Origin of the sequence: Xanthomonas sontii, from assembly GCF_040529055.1 — a bacterium.
Taxonomy (GTDB): domain Bacteria; phylum Pseudomonadota; class Gammaproteobacteria; order Xanthomonadales; family Xanthomonadaceae; genus Xanthomonas_A; species Xanthomonas_A sontii.
Map to the genome: position 1 here is coordinate 3,301,857 of NZ_CP132342.1, position 25,000 is coordinate 3,326,856.

The following is a 25,000-nucleotide window of genomic DNA, read 5'->3' on the forward strand; positions in this document are numbered from 1 at the left end:
ACCATGGGCCGCGGCGGCCGTCAGCGGCTAAGATGTCCGCCGGACACGGACCACCGCAGCAGGCTGCCGGGGCATGCAACCACAACGCGACAGCTCCCTGCCCCATCAGGCGACCTCCGGCATGCGCCTGGCGCAGCGCCTGGACCGTGGCATCTGGAGAGTGGTGCTGCTGTACGTGCTGCTGGGGCTGGCGCTGTCGATCGGCAGCGACCTGGTTTTGGCGCATTTCGTAGACGATCCCCGCACGTTGATCGTCCTGCAGCTGGTCAACGACGCCCTGTTCCTGACCCTGACCGCAATCGCCCTGTACTACCTGCTGCGCCCGCTGGTGCGGGCCGCCGTGCAGGCGCACACCCGGCTGGCGCTGTCGGAGGCCGGCTACCGACAGATGTTCCACGCCAATCCCAGCCCGATGCTGGTCTACGACCTGGAAAGCCTGCGCATCCTCGACGTGAACCCCACCGCGGTCGCCTTCTTCGGCTGGTCGCACGACGAGTTCGTCGGACTGGAATTGGCGCGACTGTGGCCGCCCAGCGCCAGCGCCCGCCTGGCCGAGGTGATCGAGACGATCCGGCAGACCCCGTCCAAGACCTGCGTGGTGGCCGAGCCGCTGCGCCTGCGCGACGGTAGCCAGTGCATGGCCGAGGCCCGCAGTACCAGCCTGGACTACCACGGCCGGCAGGCGCGGCTGGTGGTGATCAGCGACCGCAGCGCCGAGTACGACGCGCAGCGCCGCCGCGACCAGGCCCTGCAGCATCTGCAGGAGGCGCAGTCGATCGCGCGGCTGGGCTCCTGGCAACTGGACCGGGCCAGCGGCCTGGGCAGTTACTCCGAGCAGGTCTACCGGATGCTCGGCCGGCGCGTGCCGGACCAGCCGCGCCAGCACCGCCTGGAAGAGCTGCTGGTCCCGCCCGACGTGGCCTCGCAGGCGCGCATCCAGCGGGTGATCGAGGACCTGTGCGGCAGCGCGCCGCTGCAACTGGACATGCTGCTGCCGGTGCTGGCCGCCGACGGCCAGGCGCGCATGCTGCATCTGCGCGCCGAATCGTCCAGCGACGACGCAGGCGGCGCCTGCGTGCACGGCACCCTGCAGGACGTGACCGAGCACGAGCGCTCGCGGCGCCTGCTGCACGAGCGCGAGGAGCAGTTCCGCGAACTGGTGCGGGTGCTGCCGGACGGCGTGGCGATCCTGCACCAGGAACACGTGCTGTACGCCAACGCCGCCTGCGCCGGGCAGTTCGGCTTCGAGGGCGAGAACCTGCTCGGCGAGCCGCTGCAGGGTCTGGTCGACAGCGCCGACCTGGCGTTGGTACGGCAACGGATGGGCGCGGCCGGGGCCAAGGGCGAACGCGGCGCCACCGCACGCATGTGCCGCCGCGACGGCTCGCTGTTCCATGCCGGGCTGTCGTTCGGCAACGTCCGCTACAGCGGCCGCGACTGCAAGCTGCTGATCGTGCGCGACCTCAGCGAACCGGAACGCATGCGCGACGCGCTGGCGCAGAGCAACCGCGAACTGCAGGCGATGGCGCGGCGCCTGTTCTCGTTGCAGGAAGACGAGCGCCGTGCGATCTCTCGCGACCTGCACGACGATATCGGCCAGGCGATCACCGCGATGAAGCTGTCGGCGCACGCGGCGCTGGACGAGACCGACGCCGAGCGCCGCCGCGAGGATCTCAGCGAGATCGTGAGCCTGGCCGACAGCAGCATCACCAAGCTGCGCAACCTCTCCACGCTGCTGCGGCCGCCGCAGCTGGACGCGCTGGGCCTGGAAGCGGCGCTGCGCTGGCAGGCCGGCATGCTGTTCCGCGCGTCGCCGGTGCGCCTGCACCTGGACATCGCCACCCTGCCCGAGCGCCCCAGCGGCGAGGTCGAACAGGCCTGCTTCCGCATCGCCCAGGAGAGCCTGACCAACGTGCTGCGCCATGCCAGCGCCGGCGAGGTGCGGATGACCCTCGGCGACGAGGAACGCCAGCGCCTGCGCCTGGAAGTGGTCGACGATGGCGACGGTTTCGATCCGGCCGGGCCGCGCGGCCTGGGCCTGATCGTGATGCGCGAGCGCGCGCAGAGCGCCGGCGGTACCCTGCAGATCGACACCGCGCCCGGCGCCGGCACCAGGGTGACGCTGTGCCTGCCCTACACCACCGCGGCACCACCGTCGCCCCCGCCTGGAACCTGAGCCGATGTGGAATCCCGCCAGCGCCGTACCCGTGGACGACGAACTGCCGTCGCGCCTGGGTGCGGGCCATCCCGCCCTGACCGGCATGATCGCCGAGGCGCTCGCCGGCGGGCCGGGGGTGATGCTGCTGCACATCGACATCGACCACTTCGCCTCGATCAACGAGAACATGAGCCCGGAGGTCGGCGACCAGGCGCTGGCGCTGCTCGCGCACCGGCTGCAGGCGCACCTGCGCGGCCGCGGCCTGCTGTGGCGCCACGGCAGCGACGAACTGGTGATGGCGGTACCGCGCACCGCCGACGTGCCGCCGCCTGAAGCCTTCGCCGAGGAGATCCGGCAGCAGATCGAGCTGCCGCTGTCGGTGCTGCCGTACACCCTGTTCATGACCGGCAAGATCGGCGTGAGCCTGTGCCCGGAGCATTCCACGCGGTTGTCGACCCTGCTCGACTTCGCCGAGGACGCGGTCTACCAGGCCGCGCGCGAAGGCGGCAACCTGGTGCGCCTGTACGCCGCCGACGGCCCGCCCAGCGCGCACAGCGAGAGCATCATCTCGCGGCAGATCGTCGACGCCATTCCCAACGGCGAGCTGCGCCTGCGCTACCAGCCGATGGTCAGCGCCCGCGACGGCCGCGTGGTCGGCATGGAATCGCTGCTGCGCTGGCAGTCGCCGACCCTGGGCATCCTGGTGCCGGAGCGCTTCATGCGCACCGCCGAGCGCCTGGGCGTGATCGTGCAGATCGGCACCTGGGTGATGGAAGGCGCGCTGCGCCAGGCGCGGCTGTGGCGCGACCAGGGCTTCGACGACTTCACCATCGCGGTCAACGTCTCCACCCTGCAGCTGCTGCGCCCGACCTTCTTCAACGAGGTGATGTCGGCGCTGCAGGCGGCCGGGGTACCGCCGCAGATGGTGGTGCTGGAGATCAACGAAAGCGCACTGACCAACAACGTCAACTTCGTCCACGAGACCCTGGCCAACCTGTGCCGCGAAGGCATCAGCCTGAGCCTGGACAACTTCGGCACCGGCGACTCCAGCCTCAGCGCGCTGGTGCGCTACCCGGTGGACAAGCTGAAGATCGACCGCAGCTTCATCAAGAGCGCACCGGCCGGCAACCGCGAGGCGGCGATCGCCCGCGCGATCATCGCCATGGGCCACCAGCTGGGCATGGTGGTGATCGCCAACGGCGTCGAATCGCAGGCGCAGCTGGGCTTCCTGCGCCGCAACGACTGCGACATCTTCCAGGGCTACCTGTTCGGCGAACCGATGTCGGCCGAAGCGGCGGGCATGGCCCTGCGCCGGCGCTACCTGCGCCCGGAATCGTTCACCGAGACCCGCCCGGACCGCACCCTGCTGCTGCTCGACGACGAAGAGAACGTGCTGCGCTCGCTGGTGCGCCTGTTCCGCCGCGACGGCTACCGCATTCTCGCCGCCGGCAACGTCCGCGACGCCTTCGACCTGCTCGCCACCAACGACGTGCAGGTGATCCTGTCCGACCAGCGCATGTCCGACATGAGCGGCACCGAGTTCCTGGGCCGGGTGAAGATGCTCTACCCCGACACCATCCGCCTGGTCCTGTCCGGCTACACCGACCTGGCCACCGTCACCGACGCGATCAACCGCGGCGCGATCTACCGCTTCCTGACCAAGCCGTGGAACGACGACGAACTGCGCGAACACATCCGCCAGGCCTTCCGCACGCACGACGAACAGCGGCGGGATGCGGGGCCCTGAGAAGCCGGGAATCGGGAACGGGGAATCGGGAATGGGAAAAGCCGCATTGCGGCTTTTCTTTTTTCAGGTCAGGTCAATATGGCGACATCGGCGACACGGAAAGCGAACAGCGTCAGCGCTCCCGCTTTTCCTACTCCCCATTCCCGATTCCCCATTCCCAGCTACTTGGGCTGCCTAACCGGAATCACGATCCGGAACGTCGAGCCCTCGCCGACGACGCTGCTGACATCGATGCGGCCGTGGTGCTTGTTGACGATGCCGTAGGAGATCGACAGGCCCAGGCCGGTGCCGCTGCCGACCGGTTTGGTGGTGAAGAACGGGTCGAAGATGCGCTGCAGCAGGTCCGCCGCAATGCCGGCGCCGGAGTCCTTGAACTCGATCCACACCTCCTCGCCGTCCTGGCCGGTGCTGACCACGATGGTGCCGCGCTCGCCGATCGCCTGGCCGGCGTTGAGCAGCAGGTTCATGTACACCTGGTTGAGCTCGGACGGCAGGCACTCCACCAGCGGCAGGTTGCCGTAGTGGCGCTCCAGGGTGACCTTGTACTTGAGCTCGTTCCAGATGATGTTGATCGTCGATTCCAGGCCCGAATGCAGGTCCACCAGCTTCCACGACTCCTCGCGGCCGGAATAGGAGAAGTCCTTCAGGTCGCGGACGATGCGGGTGACCCGCTCGATGCCTTCGCGCGATTCGGCCATCAGTTGCGGCAGGTCGCGGCTGATGAAGTCGATGTCGAAGCGGTTGCGGATGTCGTCGATTTCCGGGATCAGCGCCTTCGGATCCGGTGCGCGCAGGGCGCGCTCGTAGGCCTCGATCAGGGTGAACAGGCTGCGCAGGTATTCCTGCAGGCTGCCCAGGTTGGAATGGACGTAGCCGATGGGATTGTTGATTTCGTGGGCGACGCCCGCGGCAAGCTGGCCGATCGAGGCCATCTTTTCCGACTGCAGCAGCTTTTCCTGTGCGCCGTTGAGGCGCAGGTAGGCCTGGCGCAGTTCGGCGTGGCGTTGCTGCAGTTCCTGTTCGTAGTCCTGCTGGCCTTCGATGCCCTGGATCAGCATCAGGTAATGGCCGCCGTCCGCGTCAGCGTGGAAGTACAGGTGCGCCAGCACCACGTGCTGTTCGGTCGGCAGGCTGCCGCTCCAGCGGCCACTGCTGCGCGCCTGCGACAGCGCGTCGCCCGGCAGCCACTGCGCCAGATGCGAGGCCAATGCGCCGGTGTCGGCGCTGGAGGAGAGATGGCGGCGCGCGGCGCTGTTGGCGAGCAGCAACTGGCCGTCGGCGCGGAACAGCACCACGCCTTCGTACAGCAGTTCGCTCAGGGCGAGCAGGTTCTCGCGTGCGGGCAGGACGAGCGGTGCGTTGGGATTGATTTCGGCGAAATTCACGACAGGCGGCGGGCGATCGATGGATGCCCAATATACGCCGTTGCCGCCGGCGGATGCGCGTCCCGCAGTGGGACTGCGCCGCGGCTTAGGCGACCGCCAGCGGACGCTGGGAGAGCGGCGTGCTGGACTCGCCGTTGGCGTCGTAGGACGACGCGCTCTCGCTGCGGCCGAGGTGGCGCAGCGCCCAGTTGACCTCGCGTCGGCGCCGCGACAGCAGCGCGCCGTTGGCGCGATTGGCGTCGGCCAGCTCACGCAGCCGCAGTTCGGCCTCGGCGCCGGCGGGCACGTCGGCCTCGAGTGCGCGCAGTGCCGCCAGCTTGGCGCTGGTCGCCTGCATGAGGCCTTCCACGTTGTGATCCAACAACGCCTGGCGCTCGCCGGCGAGCGCGTCGCTGAGCTGCTGCAGGGGGTTGGTCACGGACATGTTCATGCGCCGAGTTGCCGATCCATGTCGATCATGCGGCTGGCGATCGCGTCGGGGTTGATCTTGTAGCTGCCGTTCTGCAGCGCCGAGCGCACCGCATCGACGCGGCTGCTGTCCACCGCCGGCGCGGCTGACAGTTGGCGCTGCAGGGTCTGCAAACCGGACGCTTCGCCGGTCAGGCGCAGGCTATCGGTGGCTGCGGCCGCACCGACCGCACGCTCCTTGCCTTCCTCGGACGCGCCGGAGGCGGCCTTGGTCGAGACGGACGACGTGCGAAGGGTGGCCGGGCTCGGCAAACTCCCTTCAATTTTCTGGGTCATGACGGACATCCTGTTACGGGTTCGGTGTAGGTAACGGCACAGCGTCGGAGAACTTTAGCCGGATTCTTAGCGCGTCACTAAAACGTCGCCATTTTGTGACACAGTTCCCTGAACGATGCGCTTGGACGACAGGTTTTCGACGGTCACCCGCTCGTTTTCGCCCGCATCGCCCAGTGCACGGCCGGACATGCGCACTTCCAGGCCACCACTGCGTGCCACCAGCGCCACATTGTCGCCGCGCCGGACCAGCCGCGGCGCGACCAGGTCGGTGGCGGACAGCAGGGTGCCGGCCGGCAGGGTTCGCCGCACCACCTTGCCGATCGCCGCTTCCGGCTCGGTCATCGCGGCGCCGACGATGCGCGCCGCGTCGCGCTTCTCGGGGACGATATCGGCCGCGCCGATGGTTTCTCCAGCGGACAGGCCGCGCGCCAGCACCAGCACATGCTGCATGCGCCGCACCTTCACCGGGACGAACAGCCGCCAGCCGGTCTCGCGCGGGCAACTCACCTCCACGGTGGTGGTGCCGGTCGGCTGCGCCTGCAGCGGCACCGGGCACAGCGGCACCCGCACCGAGGGGTCCAGGGTCGCCTCGGCATCGGCGTCGGCCCCGGCCAGCGACAACGCCGCGGCACGGATCGACTCCACCGGCTGGAAGTCCGCGGCCCAGGCCGGCGTCGCCGCCAGCAGGACCAGCAATAGGATCGGGCGCATCGCCGTCTCTCTCTGAAAGGTCGCCGGCACCATGCAAAGGCCGTGCCGCAAACCGCACGTCCGATCCGGACCGCGCCCTCAAGTTCCGCCGCGCAGGCGCCGATATGAACGCCATGAGTCATGACCTTCTCAACCGAATCGACCAGCGCACCCGCTTGGCGGGCCACAACCGGCTTGCCCTGCTGCTGTTCCGGCTGGGCGGTCGTCAGCTTTTTGGCGTGAACGTCTTCAAGGTGCAGGAAGTGCTGCGCCGCCCGGAGCTGTTCCAGGTGCCGGGGCTGCCGCTGCAATTCTCCGGCGTCGCCGACGTGCGCGGGCGCTCGGTGCCGGTGCTCGACCTGGGCCTGGCCATCGGCCATCCGGAGCGCGAGCCGAACGCGGACACCGCCCCAGGCTATCTGGTGGTGACCGAATTCAACCGCTCGGTCCAGGGCTTCCTGGTCAGCGGCGTGGAACGCATCGTCAACATCGCGGTGGAGGACATCCATCCGCCACCGGAACTGGGCGCCGAGTCCAGCTACCTGACCGCGGTGACCCGTTTCCAGGGCGAGCTGATCCAGGTGATCGACGTGGAAAGCGTGCTGGCCGACATCGCCCAGACCCGGGTCGAGGCCAACCTGGACCCGTCGCTGGCGCTCACCGGCCCGCAGCTGCAGGTGCTGGTAGTCGACGACTCGCGGGTGGCGCGGCAGCAGATCCGCAGCGTGCTGGACCAGCTCGGGGTCGGCGCGACCCTGCTGTCGGACGGCCGCCAGGCCCTGGACCATCTCTTGCAGATCCACGCCGCCGGCGAGAATCCGGCCGAACGCTACGCCATGGTGATCTCGGACATCGAGATGCCGGCGATGGACGGCTACACGCTGACGACGGAAATCCGCCGTCACCCCGGGCTGGCCGGCCTGTACGTGCTGTTGCACACCTCGCTGTCGGGCGTGTTCAACAATGCGATGGTCGAGCGCGTGGGCGCCAATGCCTTCGTGGCCAAGTACAGCCCCAACGAGTTGGCCGAGTACGTGCTGACCCGGCTGCGGGTGGTCGCCGCGGCAGCGCAAGCGGCCGCCTGACCCGGGCGCCGCGTCTCGCTGCGTGGCCTGCCTGACGTTCTAATAGAGCGCGGGCGTCCCCCGCCTCCCGAGGCAACCCCCTGATCTCACGGGGCCCCGCGCCCGCCTTTGGCACGCGCCTTGCCTGTGGTTTCGGCAACGAACCGCGGGATCGTGCCATGTCCAATCCGATCACAGCCTACTTCGGCGTCCATGGCGACGCCCTGCCGCTGCGCGAGCAGCGCATGAAGCTGATCGCCAGCAACCTCAGCAACGTCGACACGCCCGGGTACAAGGCCCAGGACCTGGATTTCGACGCGGCGATGCGTGCCGCGCAGGGACAGCGCGAAGGCACCCAGCTCGCGGTCGACGACAGCCGCCACATCGCGGTCGGCGGCGATGGCCTGAATCCGTTCCAGATCACCCGGGCCGCCAGCCAGCCCAGCATGGACGGCAACACCGTCGATCCGGACGCCGAACGCGCCGCCTACGGCCGCGCCGCGCTGGAGTACCGCGCCTCGCTGAGCTTCCTCGAATCCAAGGTGCGCAGCATGCTCACCGCGATCACGGGCCAATAAGCATGAGCAACCTGCCGATCTTCGACGTCGCCGGCTCCGCGCTGCAGGCGCAGTCGGTGCGCATGAGCACCATCGCCAGCAACCTGTCCAACGCCGATTCGGTGGCCGGTTCGGCGGAGGCGGCCTACAAGCCGATCGAGCCGATCTTCCAGGCGGTGCGCAACCCGCACGACAGCAGCCTGACCTCGGTCAACGTCAAGGAAATCGCCCAGACCAACGCACCGCCGATCAAGCGCTACGAACCCGGCCATCCGCTCGCCGACGCCGAGGGCTACATCTATTCGCCCGATGTGGACCCGGTCTCGCAGATGGTCAACCTGATCTCCGCTTCGCGCAATTACCAGGCCGGCGTGGAGGTGCTCAACACCGCCAAGGAACTGGCGCTGGCCACTCTGACCATGGGCCGCTGATCCGCCCTCCTTCCGCCGCGTCACGTCCCAGGACCGCTTTCATGAGCAGCGTCACCACCTCCACCGACACCTATTCCAGCCTGGGCCTGAGCGCCTCGGCCAACACCAGCACCACCAAGAACAAGGCGCTGCAGCAGGCGGACTTCCTGAAGCTGATGACCGAGCAGCTGCAGCACCAGGATCCGCTCAAGCCGATGGACAACAGCCAGATGGTCGCGCAGATGGCGCAGCTGTCCACGGTGCAGGGCATCGGCGACCTCAACAAGACCGTCACCGCCCTGTCCTCGTCGATGAGCACCGACCAGGTGCTGCGCGGCGCCAATCTGATCGGACACAAGGTGCTGGTGCCGTCGGCGACGCTGCCGCTGGGCGCCGAGGGCAGCACCGGCGGCCTGGTCGCGGCCAAGGCCGCCGGCGTGGTCGACGTCACCGTCAGCGACGCCACCGGCCAGCCGATCAAGAAGATCAGCCTCACCGCCGACAAGGCCGGCCAGCTCGATTTCGCCTGGGACGGCACCGACGCCAGCGGCAAGCGCATGCCGGCCGGCAGCTACAGCATCATCGCTGGGCAGACCGATGCCCAGGGCAACCAACTGTCCCTGTCTACCTACGTCCAGGCGCCGGTCGAGAGCGCCATCATCGGATCGGACGGCATCTATCTCGATCTGACCGGGCTCGGCACCACGCCGCTGACCAACGTCCTCCGCGTCAGCTAACGCCACGCCGACATCCACAGGAGTCCACCATGGGTTTCAATACATCGCTGTCCGGCCTCAGGGCGGCCAATACCGACCTCAACGTCACCGCCAACAACATCGCCAACGCCAACACCACCGGCTTCAAGGGCTCGCGCGCCGAGTTCGCCGACCAGTTCACGCTCAACGGCTACGGCCTGGCGCGCAACGCGGTGGGGTCGGGCGTGCGCGTCAGCAACGTCGCCCAGCAGTTCTCGCAGGGCACCATCGATCCGACCGGGCGCAGCCTGGACCTGGCCATTTCCGGCTCTGGCTTCTTCACCCTGTCAAACAACGGCGCTCGCGTGTACTCGCGCGCCGGCAACTTCCAGACCGACGCCAACGGCTATGTGGTCAATCCGCAAGGCGCGCGGCTGCAGGTGTTCCCGCCGGCGAGCAACGGCAACGGCTTTGCGGCCGGTACGCTGACCGACCTGCAGTTGCTGACCACCGACAGCCCGCCCAAGCAGAGCAGCACGGTCAACCTGACCTTCACCCTGCCCGGCAATACCCAGCCGCCGACGGTGGCCACGTTCGATCCGAACGACGCCAACAGCTACAACAACTCCAGCGGCGGCACCACCGTCTACGACTCGCTGGGCGTGGCCCACGTGCAGACCTCGTACTTCGTCAAGACCGCTACGCCCAACCAGTGGACCGTCTACAACTACGTGGACGGCGTCGCCGCCGGCGGCGCCAGCACGCTGCAGTTCTCCAACAGCGGCGCGCTGGTCAGCCCGGCCGACGGCAAGATTCCGCTGGGCTCCTTCACCCCCGCCACCGGCGCCGGCACCCTGTCGCTGACCCTCAACGTGTTCGGCTCGACCCAGTACGGCGAAGCCTTCGCCCTGCGCGGCGCGACCCAGGACGGCTACGCCAGCGGCAAGCTCAACTCGATCAGCATCGACGAGAAGGGCATCGTCTACGCGCGCTACTCCAACAACGCCGACAAGGCGCTGGGCCAGATCGCGGTGACCAACTTCGTCAATCCGCAGGGCCTGAGTTCGCTCGGCGACAACGCCTGGGCGGAAAGCTCGGCCTCGGGCATCGCCCGCACCGGCTCGCCTGCGACCTCGGACTTCGGCAGCGTGCAGTCCGGCGCACTGGAATCCTCGACCGTCGACCTGACCGAGCAGTTGGTCAACATGATCGTGGCCCAGCGCAACTTCCAGGCGAACTCGCAGGTGATCTCGACCCAGGATCAGGTCACGCAGACCATCATCAATATGCGTTGACGACCGCCGGGAATCGGGAACGGGGAATCGGGAATCGTAAACGCGGTTCCCGCCACCGACCTCCCGCTTTCCGCCATTCCCGATTCCCCATTCCCGGTTCCCTCCAATGGACAAAGCCCTCTACGTCGCCATGACCGGCGCCCGCGCGTCGCTGCAGGCGCAGGCCACCGTGTCGCACAACCTGGCCAACGTCGAGACCTCCGGGTTCAAGGCGGCGCTGGCCAATACCGAGGCCTATCGGATTCCTGGCGCCGGTTATCCGTCGCGGATCGATGCGCTGCACATCGACCAGGGGTTCAACCGCGACGTCGGCGCGCAGCACCAGACCGGCAATCCGCTGGATCTGTCGCTGGATGCCGATCGCTGGCTGGCGGTGCAGTCCGCCGACGGCAAGGAGGCGTACACGCGCGGCGGCGAATTGGCGCTGACCCCGAACGGCCAGCTGGTCACCGCCAGCGGCCATGCGGTGCTCGACGACCAGGGCAATCCGGTGGCGATTCCGCCGCACCAGTCGCTGGAGATCGGCAACGACGGCACGGTGTCGATCGTGCCGCTGGGCGAAGCTCCCACCGCGATGAGCACCATCGCCACGCTGAAGGTGGTGCAGGCGCCGGCGGACCAGCTCACGCGCAGGCCCGACGGCCTGATGCGCAATGTCAGCGACGATCCGGCCAAGGCCTTTGCGCCGGCCACCGGCAATTCGCTGCGAACCGGGGTACTCGAGGGCAGCAACGTCGATGCCGCCGGTGCGCTGGTGCAGATGATCCAGTTGCAGCGCCAGTTCGAAATGCAGGTGAAGGTCATCAAGAACGGCGACGAGAACGCGCAGTCGGCCAACACCCTGCTGCGTCTGAACGGCTAAGGCACGCCGCGGCGCCAGCGGCGCCGGTTTGGCACGGCACGTGCATCACTCCCTGCGCCCCCGGCGCGTCGTGCCGGGGCCACCATCAGAGGAACTCGGGTCATGAATCAGGCTTTGTGGGTCGCCAAGACCGGACTGGATGCGCAGCAGACGCGCATGTCGGTCGTCTCCAACAACCTGGCCAACACCAACACCACCGGTTTCAAGCGCGACCGCGCCAACTTCGAGGACCTGCTGTACCAACAGCTGCGGCAGCCCGGCGGCGCCAGCTCCTCGCAGACGCAGCTGCCCTCGGGCCTGCAGGTGGGTACCGGCGTGCGCGTGGTCGCCACCGCCAAGGATTTCGAGCAGGGCAGCCAGCAGCAGACCGATCGCGCCCTGGACGTGATGGTCAACGGCCGCGGCTTCTTCGAAGTGCAGATGCCGGACGGCACCTCGGCCTACACCCGCGACGGCAGCTTCCAGATCGATGCGCAGGGCCAACTGGTCACCAACAGCGGCTACCCGATCCAGCCGGGCATCCAGATTCCGGAAGGCGCGCAGTCGGTGACCATCGCTTCCGACGGCACGGTGAGCGTGCAGGTCGCCGGTACCGCCGCGGCGCTGCAGGTCGGCGCGCTGACCCTGACCGACTTCATCAATCCCTCCGGCCTGCAGGCCCAGGGCCAGAACCTGTATGTGGAAACCGCCGCCTCCGGGCCGGCGACGAACGGCACGCCCGGCCTCAACGGCCTCGGCAAGATCGCGCAGGGCGCGCTGGAAGGCAGCAACGTCAATGTGGTGGAAGAGCTGGTGAGCATGATCGAGACCCAGCGCGCCTACGAGATGAATGCCAAGGCCATCTCCACCACCGACTCGATGCTCGGCTATCTGAACAACAACGTCTGATCCCCTCGCCTCCGGAATCCGCCATGTCGCGCCTGTCCTCTCTCTCCTTCTCCGCCGCGCTGCTGCTGCCGGTCCTGCTCGGCGGTTGCGCCGGTCTGGGCGTGGCCGCCGGCGACGTGCGTCCGTACGCGCCGATGGCGCCGATCGTGCCGGTGATGGCGCCGCAGGCGCAGCCGACCGCGGGTGCGATCTACGCCGCCGGCCCCGGCCTGCAGCTGTACTCCGATCGTCGCGCCCGCGACGTCGGCGACCTGCTGACCATCACCCTGGTCGAAAGCACCAACGCCAGCAGCACCGCCAACACCAGCATCAGCAAAAAGGATGCGGTGACCATGGCCACGCCGACGCTGCTGGGCGCGCCGCTCACCGTCAACGGCACCAACATCCTCAACAACTCCACCAGCGGCGACCGCAGCTTCGCCGGCAAGGGCAACACCGCGCAGAGCAACACCATGCAGGGCAGCATCACCGTGACCGTGATGCAGCGCCTGCCCAACGGCAACCTGGTGATCCAGGGCCAGAAGAACCTGCGCCTGAACCAGGGCGACGAACTGGTGCAGGTGCAGGGCGTGGTCCGCGCCGCCGACATCGCCCCGGACAACACCATTCCCTCCAGCAAGGTGGCCGAAGCGCGCATCGCCTACGGCGGCCGCGGCGCGGTCGCGCAGTCCAACGCAATGGGCTGGCTGAGCCGCTTCTTCAACTCGCGCATCTCGCCGTACTGAGGCCCGCCATGACTCTCCTGTCCCTGCCCTGCCGCCTGCTCGCCGCCGTCGCCCTGTGCGCCGGCCTGGCCGCGCCGGCCGCGGCCGAACGCATCAAGGACCTGGCCCAGGTCGGCGGCGTGCGCAACAACGCGCTGGTCGGCTACGGCCTGGTGGTCGGCCTGGACGGCAGCGGCGACCGCACCAGCCAGGCGCCCTTCACCGTGCAGAGCTTGAAGAACATGCTCGGCGAGCTGGGCGTCAACGTGCCGGCCAACGTCAACCCGCAGTTGAAGAACGTGGCCGCGGTGGCGATCAGCGCGCAGCTGCCGGCGTTCGCCAAGCCGGGCCAGACCATCGACATCACCGTCTCCTCGATCGGCAACGCCATCTCGCTGCGCGGCGGTACCCTGCTGATGGCGCCGCTGAAGGGCGCCGACGGCCAGGTCTATGCGGTGGCCCAGGGCAACCTGGTGGTCGGCGGCTTCGGCGCGCAGGGCAAGGACGGTTCGCGGATCTCGGTGAACGTGCCCAGCGTCGGCCTGATCCCCAACGGCGCGACGGTGGAACGTGCGCTGCCGGACGTGTTCGGCAACACCGGCGAGATCACCCTCAACCTGCACCAGCCCGATTTCACCACCGTCTCGCGCATGGTCTCGGCGCTGGAAAGCACCTTCGGCCCCGGCAGCGCACATGCGGTGGACGGCTCCACCGTGGCGGTGCGTTCGCCCACCGACCAGAGCGCGCGGATCGGCCTGCTGGCACGGATCGAGAACGTCGAGCTGTCGCCGGGTGCGGCACCGGCCAAGGTGGTGGTCAACGCCCGCACCGGCACGGTGGTGATCGGCTCGCAGGTCCGGGTCAGCCCGGCGGCGATCTCGCACGGCTCGCTGACGGTGACCATCAGCGAAGGCACCCAGGTCAGCCAGCCCAATGCGCTGAGTGGCGGCCAGACCGTGGCCACGCCCAAGTCCACCATCACCGCCACCAACGAAGGCAGCCGCATGTTCAAGTTCGAGGGCGGCACCTCGCTGGATCAGATCGTGCGGGCGGTCAACGAGGTCGGCGCCGCGCCTGGCGACCTGATCGCGATTCTGGAAGCGCTCAAGCAGGCCGGTGCCCTGAGCGCGGAGCTGGAGGTGATCTGACATGCGTATCTCGGCCGCTCCCTTCGACCTGCACGCCTCTACCCAGAACGATCCGGCCAAGATCGACAAGGTCTCGCGCCAGCTCGAAGGGCAGTTCGCCAACATGCTGGTCAAAAGCATGCGCGAGGCCAGTTTCGGCAATTCGCTGTTCCCCGGCGAGAACCAGACCTTCCGCGACATGTACGACCAGCAGCTCGCCAAGGGCCTGACCGACGGCAAGGGGCTGGGCCTGGCGGCGATGATCTCCAAGCAGCTCGGTGGCGGCCAGCCGGCGGCGACCACGCCGGCCAATACCTCGCTGGGCGCGGCCAAGGCGGCCAAGGCCTACTCGCTGGTGTCCGGTCAGTCCGGCAACGGCCCGATGGCGCTGCAGGGCGAAGCCGCGCTTGCCGCCGGTGCCACGGCCGGCGCCGGCGTCGGCCCGTGGAGCGGCGCCGAGGCGACCGCCGCCCCGCAGCAACAGGTGCTGGACATGATCGCCGGCCGCGAGAGCAGCGCCATGCACCAGGCCATCGGCAGCAGCCCGGCCGACGGCAGCGCCGGCATGTCCTGGGCCGGTGCCGACGACCGCTGGTCGAACGTGCAGGCGGCCGCCGACAGCGGCACCGCCATCGATCCCAGCGCCGCCGCGGCCGCCAACGCCGCCGCGGCCAGCCTCGGCGAGCGCACCCCGGAAGGCTTCGTCGCCAAGATCTGGAACCATGCGCAGAAGGCCGCGCAGGAACTGGGCGTGGACGCGCGCGCCCTGGTCGCGCAGGCCGCGCTGGAAACCGGCTGGGGCCGCCGCGGCATTTCCCGCGGCGACGGCGCCAGTTCCAACAACCTGTTCGGGATCAAGGCCACCGGCTGGAACGGCGACCGCGTGACCACCGGCACCCACGAGTACGTGGACGGGGTCAAGCAGTCGCAGACCGCCGATTTCCGTGCCTATTCCTCGCCGGCGGAAAGCTTCGCCGACTACGTGCGCCTGCTGAAGACCAATCCGCGCTACCAGCAGGCGCTGAAGGCCGGCACCGACATCCGCGGCTTCGCCCAGGGCCTGCAGCGCGCCGGCTACGCCACCGACCCCGCCTACGCAGCCAAGATCGCCGCCATCGCCGGCGGCCCGACCATCGGCCGTGCGGTGGCCGCGATCGGCAGCGCCGCCGCCGGCGGCATCGAGCGCGTGCTGGCCAGCACCGTCGATCCGTCCGGCCTCGTGCGCCGTTGAGGTAGCCGTCCATGTCCATCCTCTCCACCGGTACCGGCGCCCTGCTCGCCTTCCAGCGGGCCCTGTCCACGGTCAGCCACAACGTCGCCAACATCAATACCGACGGCTACAGCCGGCAGCGGACGACGTTCGCGACCACGGTCCCGAGCCAGTACGGCAGCGAGTTCATCGGCAACGGCACCCAGATCACCGACGTCTCCCGCGTCGCCGACCAACTGGCGATCTCGCGCCTGTTCGACAGCACCGGCGAAGTCGCCAGGCTGAAGCAGCTCTCCAGCCTGTCCAGCCGCGTCGACGGGCTGTTCTCGGACAAGGCCACCAGCATCGCCGGACAGTGGTCGAACTTCTTCGACGCCACCACCGGCCTGTCCTCCAACGCCTCGGCCAGCGCCAACCGGCAGAACCTGCTGGACGCCGGCAATTCGCTGGTCACCCGCTTCAAGCAGCTCAACGGCCAGCTCGACTCGCTCGGCAGCGAAGTCAACAACGGTCTGCTGGCCGGCACCGCCGAAGCCAACCGCCTGGCCACCGAGATCGCCAAGCTCAACGGCCAGATCGGCTCCAACGCCAATGCCGCCGCACCGGACCTGCTCGATCGCCGCGACCAGATGATCGGCCAGCTCATCGGCTACACCGGCGGCAGCGTCATCCAGCAGGACGGCGGGATGATGAACGTCTACACCTCCGGCGGCCAGGCGATGGTGGTCGGCACCAATGCGTCGACCCTGGTCACCAGTCCCGATCCCTATCAACCGGAAAAGCTGCAGATCGCGCTGAAGACCCCGGGCGGCTCGACGCCGCTCACCAGCAAGGCACTGGGCGGGCAGATCGGCGGCTTCCTGGAGTTCCGCAGCAACGTTCTGGATCCGACCAAGGCCGAACTCGGCCGCATCGCCACCGGCGTGGCCAGCAGCTACAACCAGCAGCACCACGCCGGCATGGACCTGTACGGCCAGATGGGCGGCGATTTCTTCAACCTGCCGGCGCCGACCGTGGACGGCAACAGCGCCAACACCGGCACCGCGGCGTTCACCGCCAACGTCAGCGACCTGAGCAAGCTCGACGGGCAGAACCTGCTGCTGACCTACAACGGCACCGCCTGGAGCGCCAGCCGCGCCGACACCGGCGCCAGCGTCCCGATGAGCGGCTCCGGCACCAACGCCGATCCGTTCGTGGTCAACGGCGTGACCCTGCAGGTCTCCGGCACCGCCGCCAGCGGCGACAAGTTCCTGCTGCAGCCCACCGCCAATGCCATCAGCAAGCTGTCCGTGGCCATCAGCGACCCCTCGCGCATCGCCGCGGCGACGCCGATCCAGGCCAGCGCCACGCTCAGCAACCAGGGCACCGGCAAGGTCAGCAATGTCACCGCAACCAACGCCAACAATGCCAACCTGCTGACGCCGGCGAACATCGCCTTCATCGATTCCACCCATTACTCGATCAACGGCGGCGCGCCGCAGACCTACACCGCCGGCCAGACCATCAGCGCCAACGGCTGGAGCCTGACCATGGACGGGGTCCCGTCCGCCGGCGACAGCTTCGCGGTGGGCCCGACCGGGGTCGGCTCGAGCAACAACGGCAACGCCCTGCTGCTGTCCAACCTGGACGATGCCAAGGCCTTCAACGGCGGCACCATCACCCTCAACGGTGCGGTGGCCGGCCTGACCACCACGGTCGGCTCGGCGGCGCGCCAGGCCAAGTACGCGGCCGATGCGCAGGACGTGATCCAGAGCAGCGCACAGGACGCGCGCGACTCGCTGTCCGGCGTCAACCTCGACGAGGAAGCGGCGGACATGCTGCGGCTGCAGCAGGCCTACCAGGCGGCCTCGCGCCTGATCTCCACCGCCGACACCCTGTTCCAGTCCATCCTGAGCGCGGTCCGATGAGCAATCGCATCTCCAGCGGCATGATCTTCAATCAGTCGCTCAACACCATGCTCGGCAAGCAGGCGACGATCTCGCACCTGCAGCAACAGCTCTCCACCGGTCAGCGCATCGTCAGTGCGGCCGACGATCCGGTCGCCGCGGGCACCGCGGTCAGCCTGGACCGCACGGTGGCCGCGCTGGCGCGCTTCGGCGACAACGCCAACAACGTGCAGAATCGGCTCAACCTGCAGGAAAACTCGCTGGCGCAGGCCGGCGACCTGATGGCGCGGGTCAAGGATCTGACGGTGGAAGCCAATAGTTCGGCGCTGACCACGCCCGACCGCAAGGCCATCGCCGCGGAGCTGAAGACCCTGCACGACAGCCTGCTGAGCCTGTCCAACAGCACCGACGGCTCCGGCCGCTACCTGTTCGGCGGCACCGCCGACGATGCGGCCCCGTTCGCCGTGGTCTCGGGCAACGTGGTCTACAGCGGCAACCAGACCCAGCGCAGCGTGGAAGTGGCACCGGACACCAAGGTCTCCGACACCCTGCCCGGCAGCGAGATCTTCATGCGCGTACCCACCGGCGACGGCACCGTGGACGCGCATGCGGCCGCCGGCAACACCGGCACCGGCCTGCTGCTGGATTTCAGCCGCGACGGCTCCGGCAGCGCCTGGAACGGCGGCAGCTACAGTGTCGTGTTCACCGCCGCCACCACCTACGAGGTGCGCGACAGCAGTGGCGCGGTGGTCAACACCGGCACCTATGCCGCCGGCGAGAGCATCGGCCTGCCCGGCTTGAAGATGCGTGTGGACGGCGCCCCCGCCGCCGGCGACAGCTTCCAGATCGGCGCCTCGACCACCAAGGACGTGTTCTCCACCATCAGCAACCTGGTCAACCTGCTCAACACCGATCCGATCACCCCGGCCGCCAAGGCTGCCCTGCAGAATGGTCTGCAGTCGTCGATGCGCGACATCACCCAGGCCTCGTCGAAGATGATCGATGCGCGCGCCGCCGGCGGCGCCCAGCTCGCGGCGATCGACAACGCCACCGACCTGCGCGCCTCCAACGACGTGACCCTGAAGACCACCCTGTCCTCGCTGCGCGACCTCGACTACGCACAGGCGATCTCCCAGTACCAACTGGAACAGTCGGCGCTGAAAGCGGCACAGACCATCTTTACCCAGATGCAAAGGATGTCGCTGTTCGACCGGCTCGGCTGATCGGCGATATACCGGATATACAGAAAGGCCCGGAGCGCGGCAACGCTTCCGGGCCTTTCGCGTTATACAAAGATCGTCATCGCCGCTGGATAGGTAGACAACGCGCAGGCAGCCCTAAAGTTTGCCGAAGTGCGGCCGAGAAAGGCTCTCCGCGGTATTCCTGGTGTTTTGCGCATCGCCGGAACGGCAAATTTTCTGCAGTAAATCGCTAAAGGTTGCGAGCCTGTCGCCGTTACTTATATCACCAGCCGCACTGGCCAAATTGATGGCCCCCTGCGGAGACTCCAGGCACCAACCGGTTGCCGGACAAATCGCTTAGAGGAGATATCAAAATGGCACAGGTCATCAATACCAACGTAATGTCGCTGAACGCTCAGCGGAACCTCAACACCACCAGCGCCAGCCTGGCGACGACGATCCAGCGCCTGTCCTCGGGCCTGCGCATCAACAGCGCCAAGGACGACGCGGCCGGTCTGGCGATCTCCGAGCGCTTCACCACCCAGATCCGCGGCCTGGACGTGGCCTCGCGCAACGCCAACGACGGCATCTCGCTGGCGCAGACCGCCGAAGGCGCGATGGTCGAAATCGGCAACAACCTGCAGCGTATCCGCGAACTGGCGGTGCAGTCGGCCAACGCCACCAACTCCACCACCGACCGTGGCGCGCTGAACTCGGAAGTCAAGCAGCTGGCCTCGGAAATCGATCGCGTCTCCAGCCAGACCAACTTCAACGGCACCAAGCTGCTGGACGGCTCCTTCTCCGGCGCACTGTTCCAGGTCGGCGCCGACGCCGGCCAGACCATCGGCATCAACAGCATCGTCAACGCCAGCGCCGCCTCGCTGGGCAAGGCCGGCTTCGCCGCCACCCAGACCACCACCAACGCCCTGGCCTCGGGTACCGCCACCGCCAGCGGCAGCTTCTCCGGCATGGTCGTCAACGGCGTCAGCATCGCCTCGGTCTCGGTGGCCGTCGGCGACGTGGACACCGATGTGGCCAAGAAGATCGCCTCGGCGATCAACGACAAGCTGGCCCAGACCGGCGTGTACGCCTCGCTGGACAGCAGCAACAAGCTGAAGCTGGAATCGGTCAAGGGCGGCCAGGACTTCTCGTTCACCGCGGGCAGCGCCACCGGTGCCACCGGCATCACCTTCGACCAGAGCGGCATCGCCGCCACTGCCACTGCCGCCGCGGGCACCACCAACTTCCTGAAGGACGTGGACATCTCGACCTTCCAGGGCGCGCAGAAGGCGTTGAGCATCATCGACAACGCGCTGACCTCGGTGAACTCCTCGCGTGCGGACATGGGTGCGATCCAGAACCGCTTCACCTCCACCATCGCCAACCTGAGCTCCACCTCGGAGAACCTGTCGGCCTCGCGCAGCCGCATCCGCGATACCGACTACGCCAAGGAAACCGCCGAGCTGACCCGCACGCAGATCCTGCAGCAGGCCGGCACCGCGATGCTGGCTCAGGCCAAGCAGGCCCCGCAGAGCGTGCTGAGCCTGCTCCAGGGCTAAGCGTCGCCAGCCGCATTGCGCCACCGAGGCCCCTCCGCAAGGAGGGGCCTTTTTTGTTTCCTCTTCCCGCGACGGGCCGTCGCATCCCGGAGGAAGCGTCATCTCCGCGCGTTGCCGGTCCTCGACGCCGAAGGCGAGCGCTGCCATGACTGGCAGGGCGACGGCCAGCTGACAGCGTGGCCACGCTATTCGCGGCGATCCCGTGCATGCGACCCGTTATGCGGGATCGACGGGAGACAGCCATGGCCACCGACCGCCTGCGCTGTCGCGCGACACGTGACCAGTGGGCTGGATGGCGGTCAGCAGTTGGCGATGACCGTGGCCGCACTTCAAGATCGCCTGTCATGCGTCATCAACGCAGTGCACGACCTGAAAGCGCGCCGGCATTGCCTACATCGCCGGACAACCGACGCTCCTTCTACTTCATAGTCATGGACGGCCGTAAGGCGATCAGACAGGTAGAGGGAGAGATGGCCAAGCCCTCGCGTCGCGATGCGCTGCGTACCGGCAGGTCAAGCGTTCGCGTCGTCGACGCGACACACGATCGAGAACATCGCGCGCATCGCCCTCGGCGCGATCCAGGCCGCTCTTTCCCCGACTTGTGCAAGACGCCTAAAGTTTGACGAAGCGCGGCCGAAACAAGCCTTTCGCCGCGTTTCTGGTGTCACGCAAATCGCCGAAACGCCAAATTTTCGGCAGTAAATCCCTAAAGGTTGCGCACCGACTGCCGTTACTTATACCAGCAGCGGCACTGGCCAATTGATGGCCCCCTGCGGAGGCTCCAGGCACCAATGGGTTGCCGGACAAATCGCTTAGAGGAGATATCAAAATGGCACAGGTCATCAATACCAACGTAATGTCGCTGAACGCTCAGCGGAACCTCAACACCACCAGCGCCAGCCTGGCGACGACGATCCAGCGCCTGTCCTCGGGCCTGCGCATCAACAGCGCCAAGGACGACGCGGCCGGTCTGGCGATCTCCGAGCGCTTCACCACCCAGATCCGCGGCCTGGACGTGGCCTCGCGCAACGCCAACGACGGCATCTCGCTGGCGCAGACCGCCGAAGGCGCGATGGTCGAAATCGGCAACAACCTGCAGCGTATCCGCGAACTGGCGGTGCAGTCGGCCAATGCGACCAACTCCACCACCGACCGCGGCGCGCTGAACTCGGAAGTCAAGCAGCTGGCCTCGGAAATCGACCGCGTCTCCAGCCAGACCAACTTCAACGGCACCAAGCTGCTGGACGGCTCCTTCTCCGGCGCGCTGTTCCAGGTCGGCGCCGACGCCGGCCAGACCATCGGCATCAACAGCATCGTCAACGCCAGCGCCGCCTCGCTGGGCAAGGCCGGCTTCGCCGCCACCCAGACCACCACCAACGCCCTGGCCTCGGGTACCGCCACCGCCAGCGGCAGCTTCTCCGGCATGGTCGTCAACGGCGTCAGCATCGCCTCGGTCTCGGTGGCCGTCGGCGACGTGGACACCGATGTGGCCAAGAAGATCGCCTCGGCGATCAACGACAAGCTGGCCCAGACCGGCGTGTACGCCTCGCTGGACAGCAGCAACAAGCTGAAGCTGGAATCGGTCAAGGGCGGCCAGGACTTCTCGTTCACCGCGGGCAGCGCCACCGGTGCCACCGGCATCACCTTCGACCAGAGCGGCATCGCCGCCACTGCCACTGCCGCCGCGGGTACCACCAACTTCCTGAAGGACGTGGACATCTCGACCTTCCAGGGCGCGCAGAAGGCGCTGAGCATCATCGACAACGCGCTGACCTCGGTGAACTCCTCGCGCGCGGACATGGGTGCGATCCAGAACCGCTTCACGTCCACCATCGCCAACCTGAGCTCCACCTCCGAGAACCTGTCGGCTTCGCGCAGCCGCATCCGCGACACCGACTACGCCAAGGAAACCGCCGAGCTGACCCGCACGCAGATCCTGCAGCAGGCCGGCACCGCCATGCTGGCTCAGGCCAAGCAGGCGCCGCAGAGCGTGCTGAGCCTGCTCCAGGGCTAAGCGCGCGGCAAGCCGCGACGCACCGCCGAGGGCTTCTACGCCATTAGGAGCCCTCGAGCGGAAACGATATCAAACACGTTAAAACCAAGGCGTACAAATGGCACAGGTCATCAATACCAACGTAATGTCGCTGAACGCTCAGCGGAACCTCAATACCACCAGCGCCAGCCTGGCGACGACGATCCAGCGCCTGTCCTCGGGCCTGCGCATCAACAGCGCCAAGGACGACGCGGCCGGTCTGGCGATCTCCGAGCGCTTCACCACCCAGATCCGCGGCCTGGACGTTGCCTCGCGCAACGCCAACGACGGCATCTCGCTGGCGCAGACCGCCGAAGGCGCGATGGTCGAAATCGGCAACAACCTGCAGCGTATCCGCGAACTGGCGGTGCAGTCGGCCAACGCCACCAACTCCACCACCGACCGTGGCGCGCTGAACTCGGAAGTCAAGCAGCTGGCCTCGGAAATCGACCGCGTCTCCAGCCAGACCAACTTCAACGGCACCAAGCTGCTGGACGGCTCGTTCTCCGGCGCCCTGTTCCAGATCGGTGCCGACGCCGGCCAGACCATCGGCATCAACAGCATCGTCAACGCCAGCGCCGCCGCGCTGGGCAAGGCCGGCTTCGCCGCCACCCAGACCACCACCAACGCCCTGGCCTCGGGTACCGCCACCGCCAGCGGCAGCTTCTCCGGCATGGTCGTCAACGGCGTCAGCATCGCCTCGGTCTCGGTGGCCGTCGGCGACGTGGACACCAGCGTGGCCAAGAAGATCGCCTCGGCGATCAACGACAAGCTGGCCCAGACCGGCGTGTACGCCTCGGTGGACAGCAGCAACAAGCTGAAGCTGGAATCGGTCAAGGGCGGCCAGGACTTCTCGTTCACCGCGGGCTCGGCCACCGGCGCCACCGGCATCACCTTCGACCAGAGCGGCATCGCCGCCACTGCCACTGCCGCCGCGGGTACCACCAACTTCCTGAAGGACGTGGACATCTCGACCTTCCAGGGCGCGCAGAAGGCGCTGAGCATCATCGACAACGCGCTGACCTCGGTGAACTCCTCGCGCGCGGACATGGGTGCGATCCAGAACCGCTTCACCTCCACCATCGCCAACCTGAGCTCCACCTCGGAGAACCTGTCGGCCTCGCGCAGCCGCATCCGCGACACCGACTACGCCAAGGAAACCGCCGAGCTGACCCGCACGCAGATCCTGCAGCAGGCCGGCACCGCCATGCTGGCTCAGGCCAAGCAGGCGCCGCAGAGCGTGCTGAGCCTGCTCCAGGGCTAAGCACGGACGCACCGCAACGCACCACGGGGCCCCTCCGCAAGGAGGGGCCTTTTTTTGACGCCCTGGATGCGGCACAGGATTTGCATGGCACGGGGAGCCGTCGCAACGCGCAGGCGCCGCTCAAGAAGCGCTCCCGCGCGCCGATACTCCCCTCAGCCGCTGGCGCACCGCGTGCCGGCCACCTCAAGGACCGCCACCATGTCCACCACTGGAATCGGCTCAGGCCTGGACATTCCCAGCTTCGTCGCCAAACTGGTGGCGAAGGAACGCCAGCCGCAGGAAGACCGGATCAACCGCGACGGTACCGCTTCCAGCGCGCAACTGTCGTCCTTGAGCACGATCAAGAGCGCGCTGTCCAACCTGCAGACGGCGATGAGCACGGTGTCCGACAGCGCCGACAAGGGCGCCTACAAGGCGACCATCGACGACGGCGCCGGCTATACCGCCACCGTGACCTCCAGCGCCAACGCCGGCAAATACGGCATCGAGGTGGTGAAACTGGCGCAGTCGCAGAAACTGACCTCGTCGGCCTACGCCAGCGGCGCCGTCGTCGGTGGCGGCACCCTGACCATCGCCTACGGCAGCACCACGCTCAACATCAACGTCGATGCCGGCAGCAAGCTCAGCGACGTGGCCGCCTTCATCAACAAGGCCGCCAACGGTGCCGGCGTGACCGCCAGCGTGGTCACCGCCGACGATGGCGACCATCTGGTGCTCAACGCGGTCGACACCGGCACCAAGGGCGCCCTGACCATCACCACGTCCGGCGGCGACGGCGGCCTGGCCAAGCTCACCTACCCGCCCGGCAACAACGGCGGGCTGACCCAGACCATCGCCGCCGCCGACGCGGTGGTGAAAGTGGACGGCTTCCAGCGCACCTCCAGCAGCAACACCATCGCCGACCTGGTGCCCGGCGTGGCCATCAATCTCACCAAGGCCGTGGCCGGCACCAGCTTCAATCTCAACATCACCAACGACAACACCCCGCTGAAGGCCAATCTGACTGCCCTGGTCAGCGCCTACAACTCCGCCAACAGCGTGCTCAAGTCGTCCAGCGCCTACGACGCCACCAACAAGAAGGCCTCGCCGATGACCGGCGATGCGATGGTGCGCGGCCTGCAGCAGTCGCTGCGCCGGCTGGTCAGCGACAACGTGAGCGGCCTGATGGCGATGGGCGTGACCATCGACAAGGACGGGGTGATGAGCTTCGACAGCGCCAAGTTCGACACCGCGGCGGCCGCCGATCCGTCGGCGGCCAAGACCCTGCTCGGCAACAACGGCAGTTTCGGTACCGGCATGAGCACGCTGCTGAAGAGCAACCTGGACAGCACCAGCGGCACGCTGACCCAGCGGACCGACGCGATCAACAAGCACATCGCCGACCTGACCGACCAACTCGGCGATCTCGACAAGCGCATGCAAGCGCTGAGCGACCAGTACACCGCGCGCTTCACGGCGATGGAGACGCTGGTGACGCAGATGCAGAGCGTGAGCGACGGTTTGGCCAAGCAGTTCAAATGACGCACAGGCGGCCGCGCGGCT

Annotated in this window: 22 protein-coding genes; 18 read left to right on the forward strand and 4 right to left on the reverse strand. The window is 67.8% G+C overall.

All coding sequences use genetic code 11. The annotated features are described in order from the left end of the window. The first annotated feature begins 73 nt into the window (after nucleotides 1-73). Together RAB70_RS13880 and RAB70_RS13885 are read left to right on the forward strand one after the other, a co-directional pair. Nucleotides 74-2,176 carry a PAS domain S-box protein gene (locus RAB70_RS13880; protein WP_225851616.1) on the forward strand — a complete coding sequence of 701 codons (2,103 nt, stop codon included), beginning with the start codon at nucleotides 74-76 and terminating at the stop codon, nucleotides 2,174-2,176. A 4-nt stretch (nucleotides 2,177-2,180) separates the two neighbouring features. Continuing rightward, nucleotides 2,181-3,905 (forward strand): EAL domain-containing protein, encoded by a 1,725-nt coding sequence (locus RAB70_RS13885; RefSeq protein ID WP_010341742.1) that lies wholly within the window; start codon nucleotides 2,181-2,183, stop codon nucleotides 3,903-3,905. Between the two features lie 161 nt (nucleotides 3,906-4,066). Here RAB70_RS13885 and RAB70_RS13890 read toward each other — a convergent pair whose 3' ends face one another. The 4 genes from RAB70_RS13890 to flgA all read right to left on the reverse strand — a co-directional run bounded on the left by RAB70_RS13890 (nucleotide 4,067) and on the right by flgA (nucleotide 6,745). Beyond that, nucleotides 4,067-5,251, reverse strand: a complete 1,185-nt coding sequence (locus RAB70_RS13890) for an ATP-binding protein (RefSeq protein ID WP_153752804.1) — start codon at nucleotides 5,249-5,251, stop codon at nucleotides 4,067-4,069. Nucleotides 5,252-5,375: 124 nt separating this feature from the next. Continuing rightward, nucleotides 5,376-5,714 (reverse strand): flagella protein, encoded by a 339-nt coding sequence (locus RAB70_RS13895; RefSeq protein WP_026143350.1) that lies wholly within the window; start codon nucleotides 5,712-5,714, stop codon nucleotides 5,376-5,378. A 2-nt stretch (nucleotides 5,715-5,716) separates the two neighbouring features. Then, nucleotides 5,717-6,034 carry a flagellar biosynthesis anti-sigma factor FlgM gene (flgM, locus tag RAB70_RS13900; RefSeq protein WP_026143351.1) on the reverse strand — a complete coding sequence of 106 codons (318 nt, stop codon included), beginning with the start codon at nucleotides 6,032-6,034 and terminating at the stop codon, nucleotides 5,717-5,719. 66 nt (nucleotides 6,035-6,100) lie between these two features. Further along, nucleotides 6,101-6,745: a flagellar basal body P-ring formation chaperone FlgA gene (flgA, locus tag RAB70_RS13905; RefSeq protein ID WP_148828688.1), complete on the reverse strand. Its 645-nt coding sequence runs from the start codon at nucleotides 6,743-6,745 to the stop codon at nucleotides 6,101-6,103. Between the two features lie 113 nt (nucleotides 6,746-6,858). Here flgA and RAB70_RS13910 point away from each other — a divergent pair, with 113 nt between their 5' ends. From RAB70_RS13910 to fliD, 16 genes are all read left to right on the forward strand, one after another. Continuing rightward, on the forward strand, nucleotides 6,859-7,809 hold the full coding sequence (locus tag RAB70_RS13910; RefSeq protein ID WP_026143352.1) for a chemotaxis protein: 951 nt from the start codon (nucleotides 6,859-6,861) through the stop codon (nucleotides 7,807-7,809). Between the two features lie 158 nt (nucleotides 7,810-7,967). After that, a complete protein-coding gene (gene flgB, locus RAB70_RS13915; protein WP_017908569.1) occupies nucleotides 7,968-8,366 on the forward strand; it encodes a flagellar basal body rod protein FlgB in 399 nt (132 codons plus the stop codon). Between the two features lie 2 nt (nucleotides 8,367-8,368). Continuing rightward, nucleotides 8,369-8,776 carry a flagellar basal body rod protein FlgC gene (flgC, locus tag RAB70_RS13920; RefSeq protein WP_017908570.1) on the forward strand — a complete coding sequence of 136 codons (408 nt, stop codon included), beginning with the start codon at nucleotides 8,369-8,371 and terminating at the stop codon, nucleotides 8,774-8,776. Between the two features lie 41 nt (nucleotides 8,777-8,817). Continuing rightward, nucleotides 8,818-9,492, forward strand: coding sequence for a flagellar hook capping FlgD N-terminal domain-containing protein (locus RAB70_RS13925; protein ID WP_017912876.1), 675 nt, complete (start codon nucleotides 8,818-8,820; stop codon nucleotides 9,490-9,492). A gap of 29 nt (nucleotides 9,493-9,521) precedes the next feature. Further along, nucleotides 9,522-10,745, forward strand: coding sequence for a flagellar hook protein FlgE (flgE, locus tag RAB70_RS13930; protein ID WP_017908572.1), 1,224 nt, complete (start codon nucleotides 9,522-9,524; stop codon nucleotides 10,743-10,745). Between the two features lie 106 nt (nucleotides 10,746-10,851). Further along, nucleotides 10,852-11,607, forward strand: coding sequence for a flagellar basal body rod protein FlgF (locus RAB70_RS13935; RefSeq protein ID WP_017908573.1), 756 nt, complete (start codon nucleotides 10,852-10,854; stop codon nucleotides 11,605-11,607). 102 nt (nucleotides 11,608-11,709) lie between these two features. Next, nucleotides 11,710-12,495 (forward strand): flagellar basal-body rod protein FlgG, encoded by a 786-nt coding sequence (gene flgG, locus RAB70_RS13940; RefSeq protein WP_148828687.1) that lies wholly within the window; start codon nucleotides 11,710-11,712, stop codon nucleotides 12,493-12,495. Nucleotides 12,496-12,518: 23 nt separating this feature from the next. Continuing rightward, complete coding sequence (gene flgH, locus RAB70_RS13945) at nucleotides 12,519-13,220, forward strand: flagellar basal body L-ring protein FlgH (protein ID WP_017908575.1); 702 nt, start codon at nucleotides 12,519-12,521, stop codon at nucleotides 13,218-13,220. A gap of 8 nt (nucleotides 13,221-13,228) precedes the next feature. Continuing rightward, nucleotides 13,229-14,347, forward strand: a complete 1,119-nt coding sequence (locus RAB70_RS13950) for a flagellar basal body P-ring protein FlgI (protein ID WP_017912877.1) — start codon at nucleotides 13,229-13,231, stop codon at nucleotides 14,345-14,347. Nucleotide 14,348: 1 nt separating this feature from the next. Continuing rightward, nucleotides 14,349-15,557 (forward strand): flagellar assembly peptidoglycan hydrolase FlgJ, encoded by a 1,209-nt coding sequence (gene flgJ / locus RAB70_RS13955; protein WP_148828686.1) that lies wholly within the window; start codon nucleotides 14,349-14,351, stop codon nucleotides 15,555-15,557. Nucleotides 15,558-15,568: 11 nt separating this feature from the next. Further along, complete coding sequence (gene flgK, locus RAB70_RS13960) at nucleotides 15,569-17,443, forward strand: flagellar hook-associated protein FlgK (protein ID WP_148828685.1); 1,875 nt, start codon at nucleotides 15,569-15,571, stop codon at nucleotides 17,441-17,443. Continuing rightward, a complete protein-coding gene (flgL, locus tag RAB70_RS13965; RefSeq protein ID WP_017907281.1) occupies nucleotides 17,440-18,645 on the forward strand; it encodes a flagellar hook-associated protein FlgL in 1,206 nt (401 codons plus the stop codon). Before flgK ends, flgL begins: the two co-directional genes overlap by 4 nt. 332 nt (nucleotides 18,646-18,977) lie before the next feature. Continuing rightward, nucleotides 18,978-20,162, forward strand: a complete 1,185-nt coding sequence (locus RAB70_RS13970) for a flagellin (RefSeq protein WP_152246128.1) — start codon at nucleotides 18,978-18,980, stop codon at nucleotides 20,160-20,162. Nucleotides 20,163-20,991: 829 nt separating this feature from the next. After that, nucleotides 20,992-22,176 carry a flagellin gene (locus RAB70_RS13975; protein WP_152246128.1) on the forward strand — a complete coding sequence of 395 codons (1,185 nt, stop codon included), beginning with the start codon at nucleotides 20,992-20,994 and terminating at the stop codon, nucleotides 22,174-22,176. A gap of 97 nt (nucleotides 22,177-22,273) precedes the next feature. Then, a complete protein-coding gene (locus RAB70_RS13980) occupies nucleotides 22,274-23,458 on the forward strand; it encodes a flagellin (RefSeq protein WP_148829021.1) in 1,185 nt (394 codons plus the stop codon). Nucleotides 23,459-23,656: 198 nt separating this feature from the next. After that, complete coding sequence (fliD, locus tag RAB70_RS13985) at nucleotides 23,657-24,979, forward strand: flagellar filament capping protein FliD (protein WP_017916434.1); 1,323 nt, start codon at nucleotides 23,657-23,659, stop codon at nucleotides 24,977-24,979. The last annotated feature ends 21 nt before the right edge of the window (nucleotides 24,980-25,000 follow it).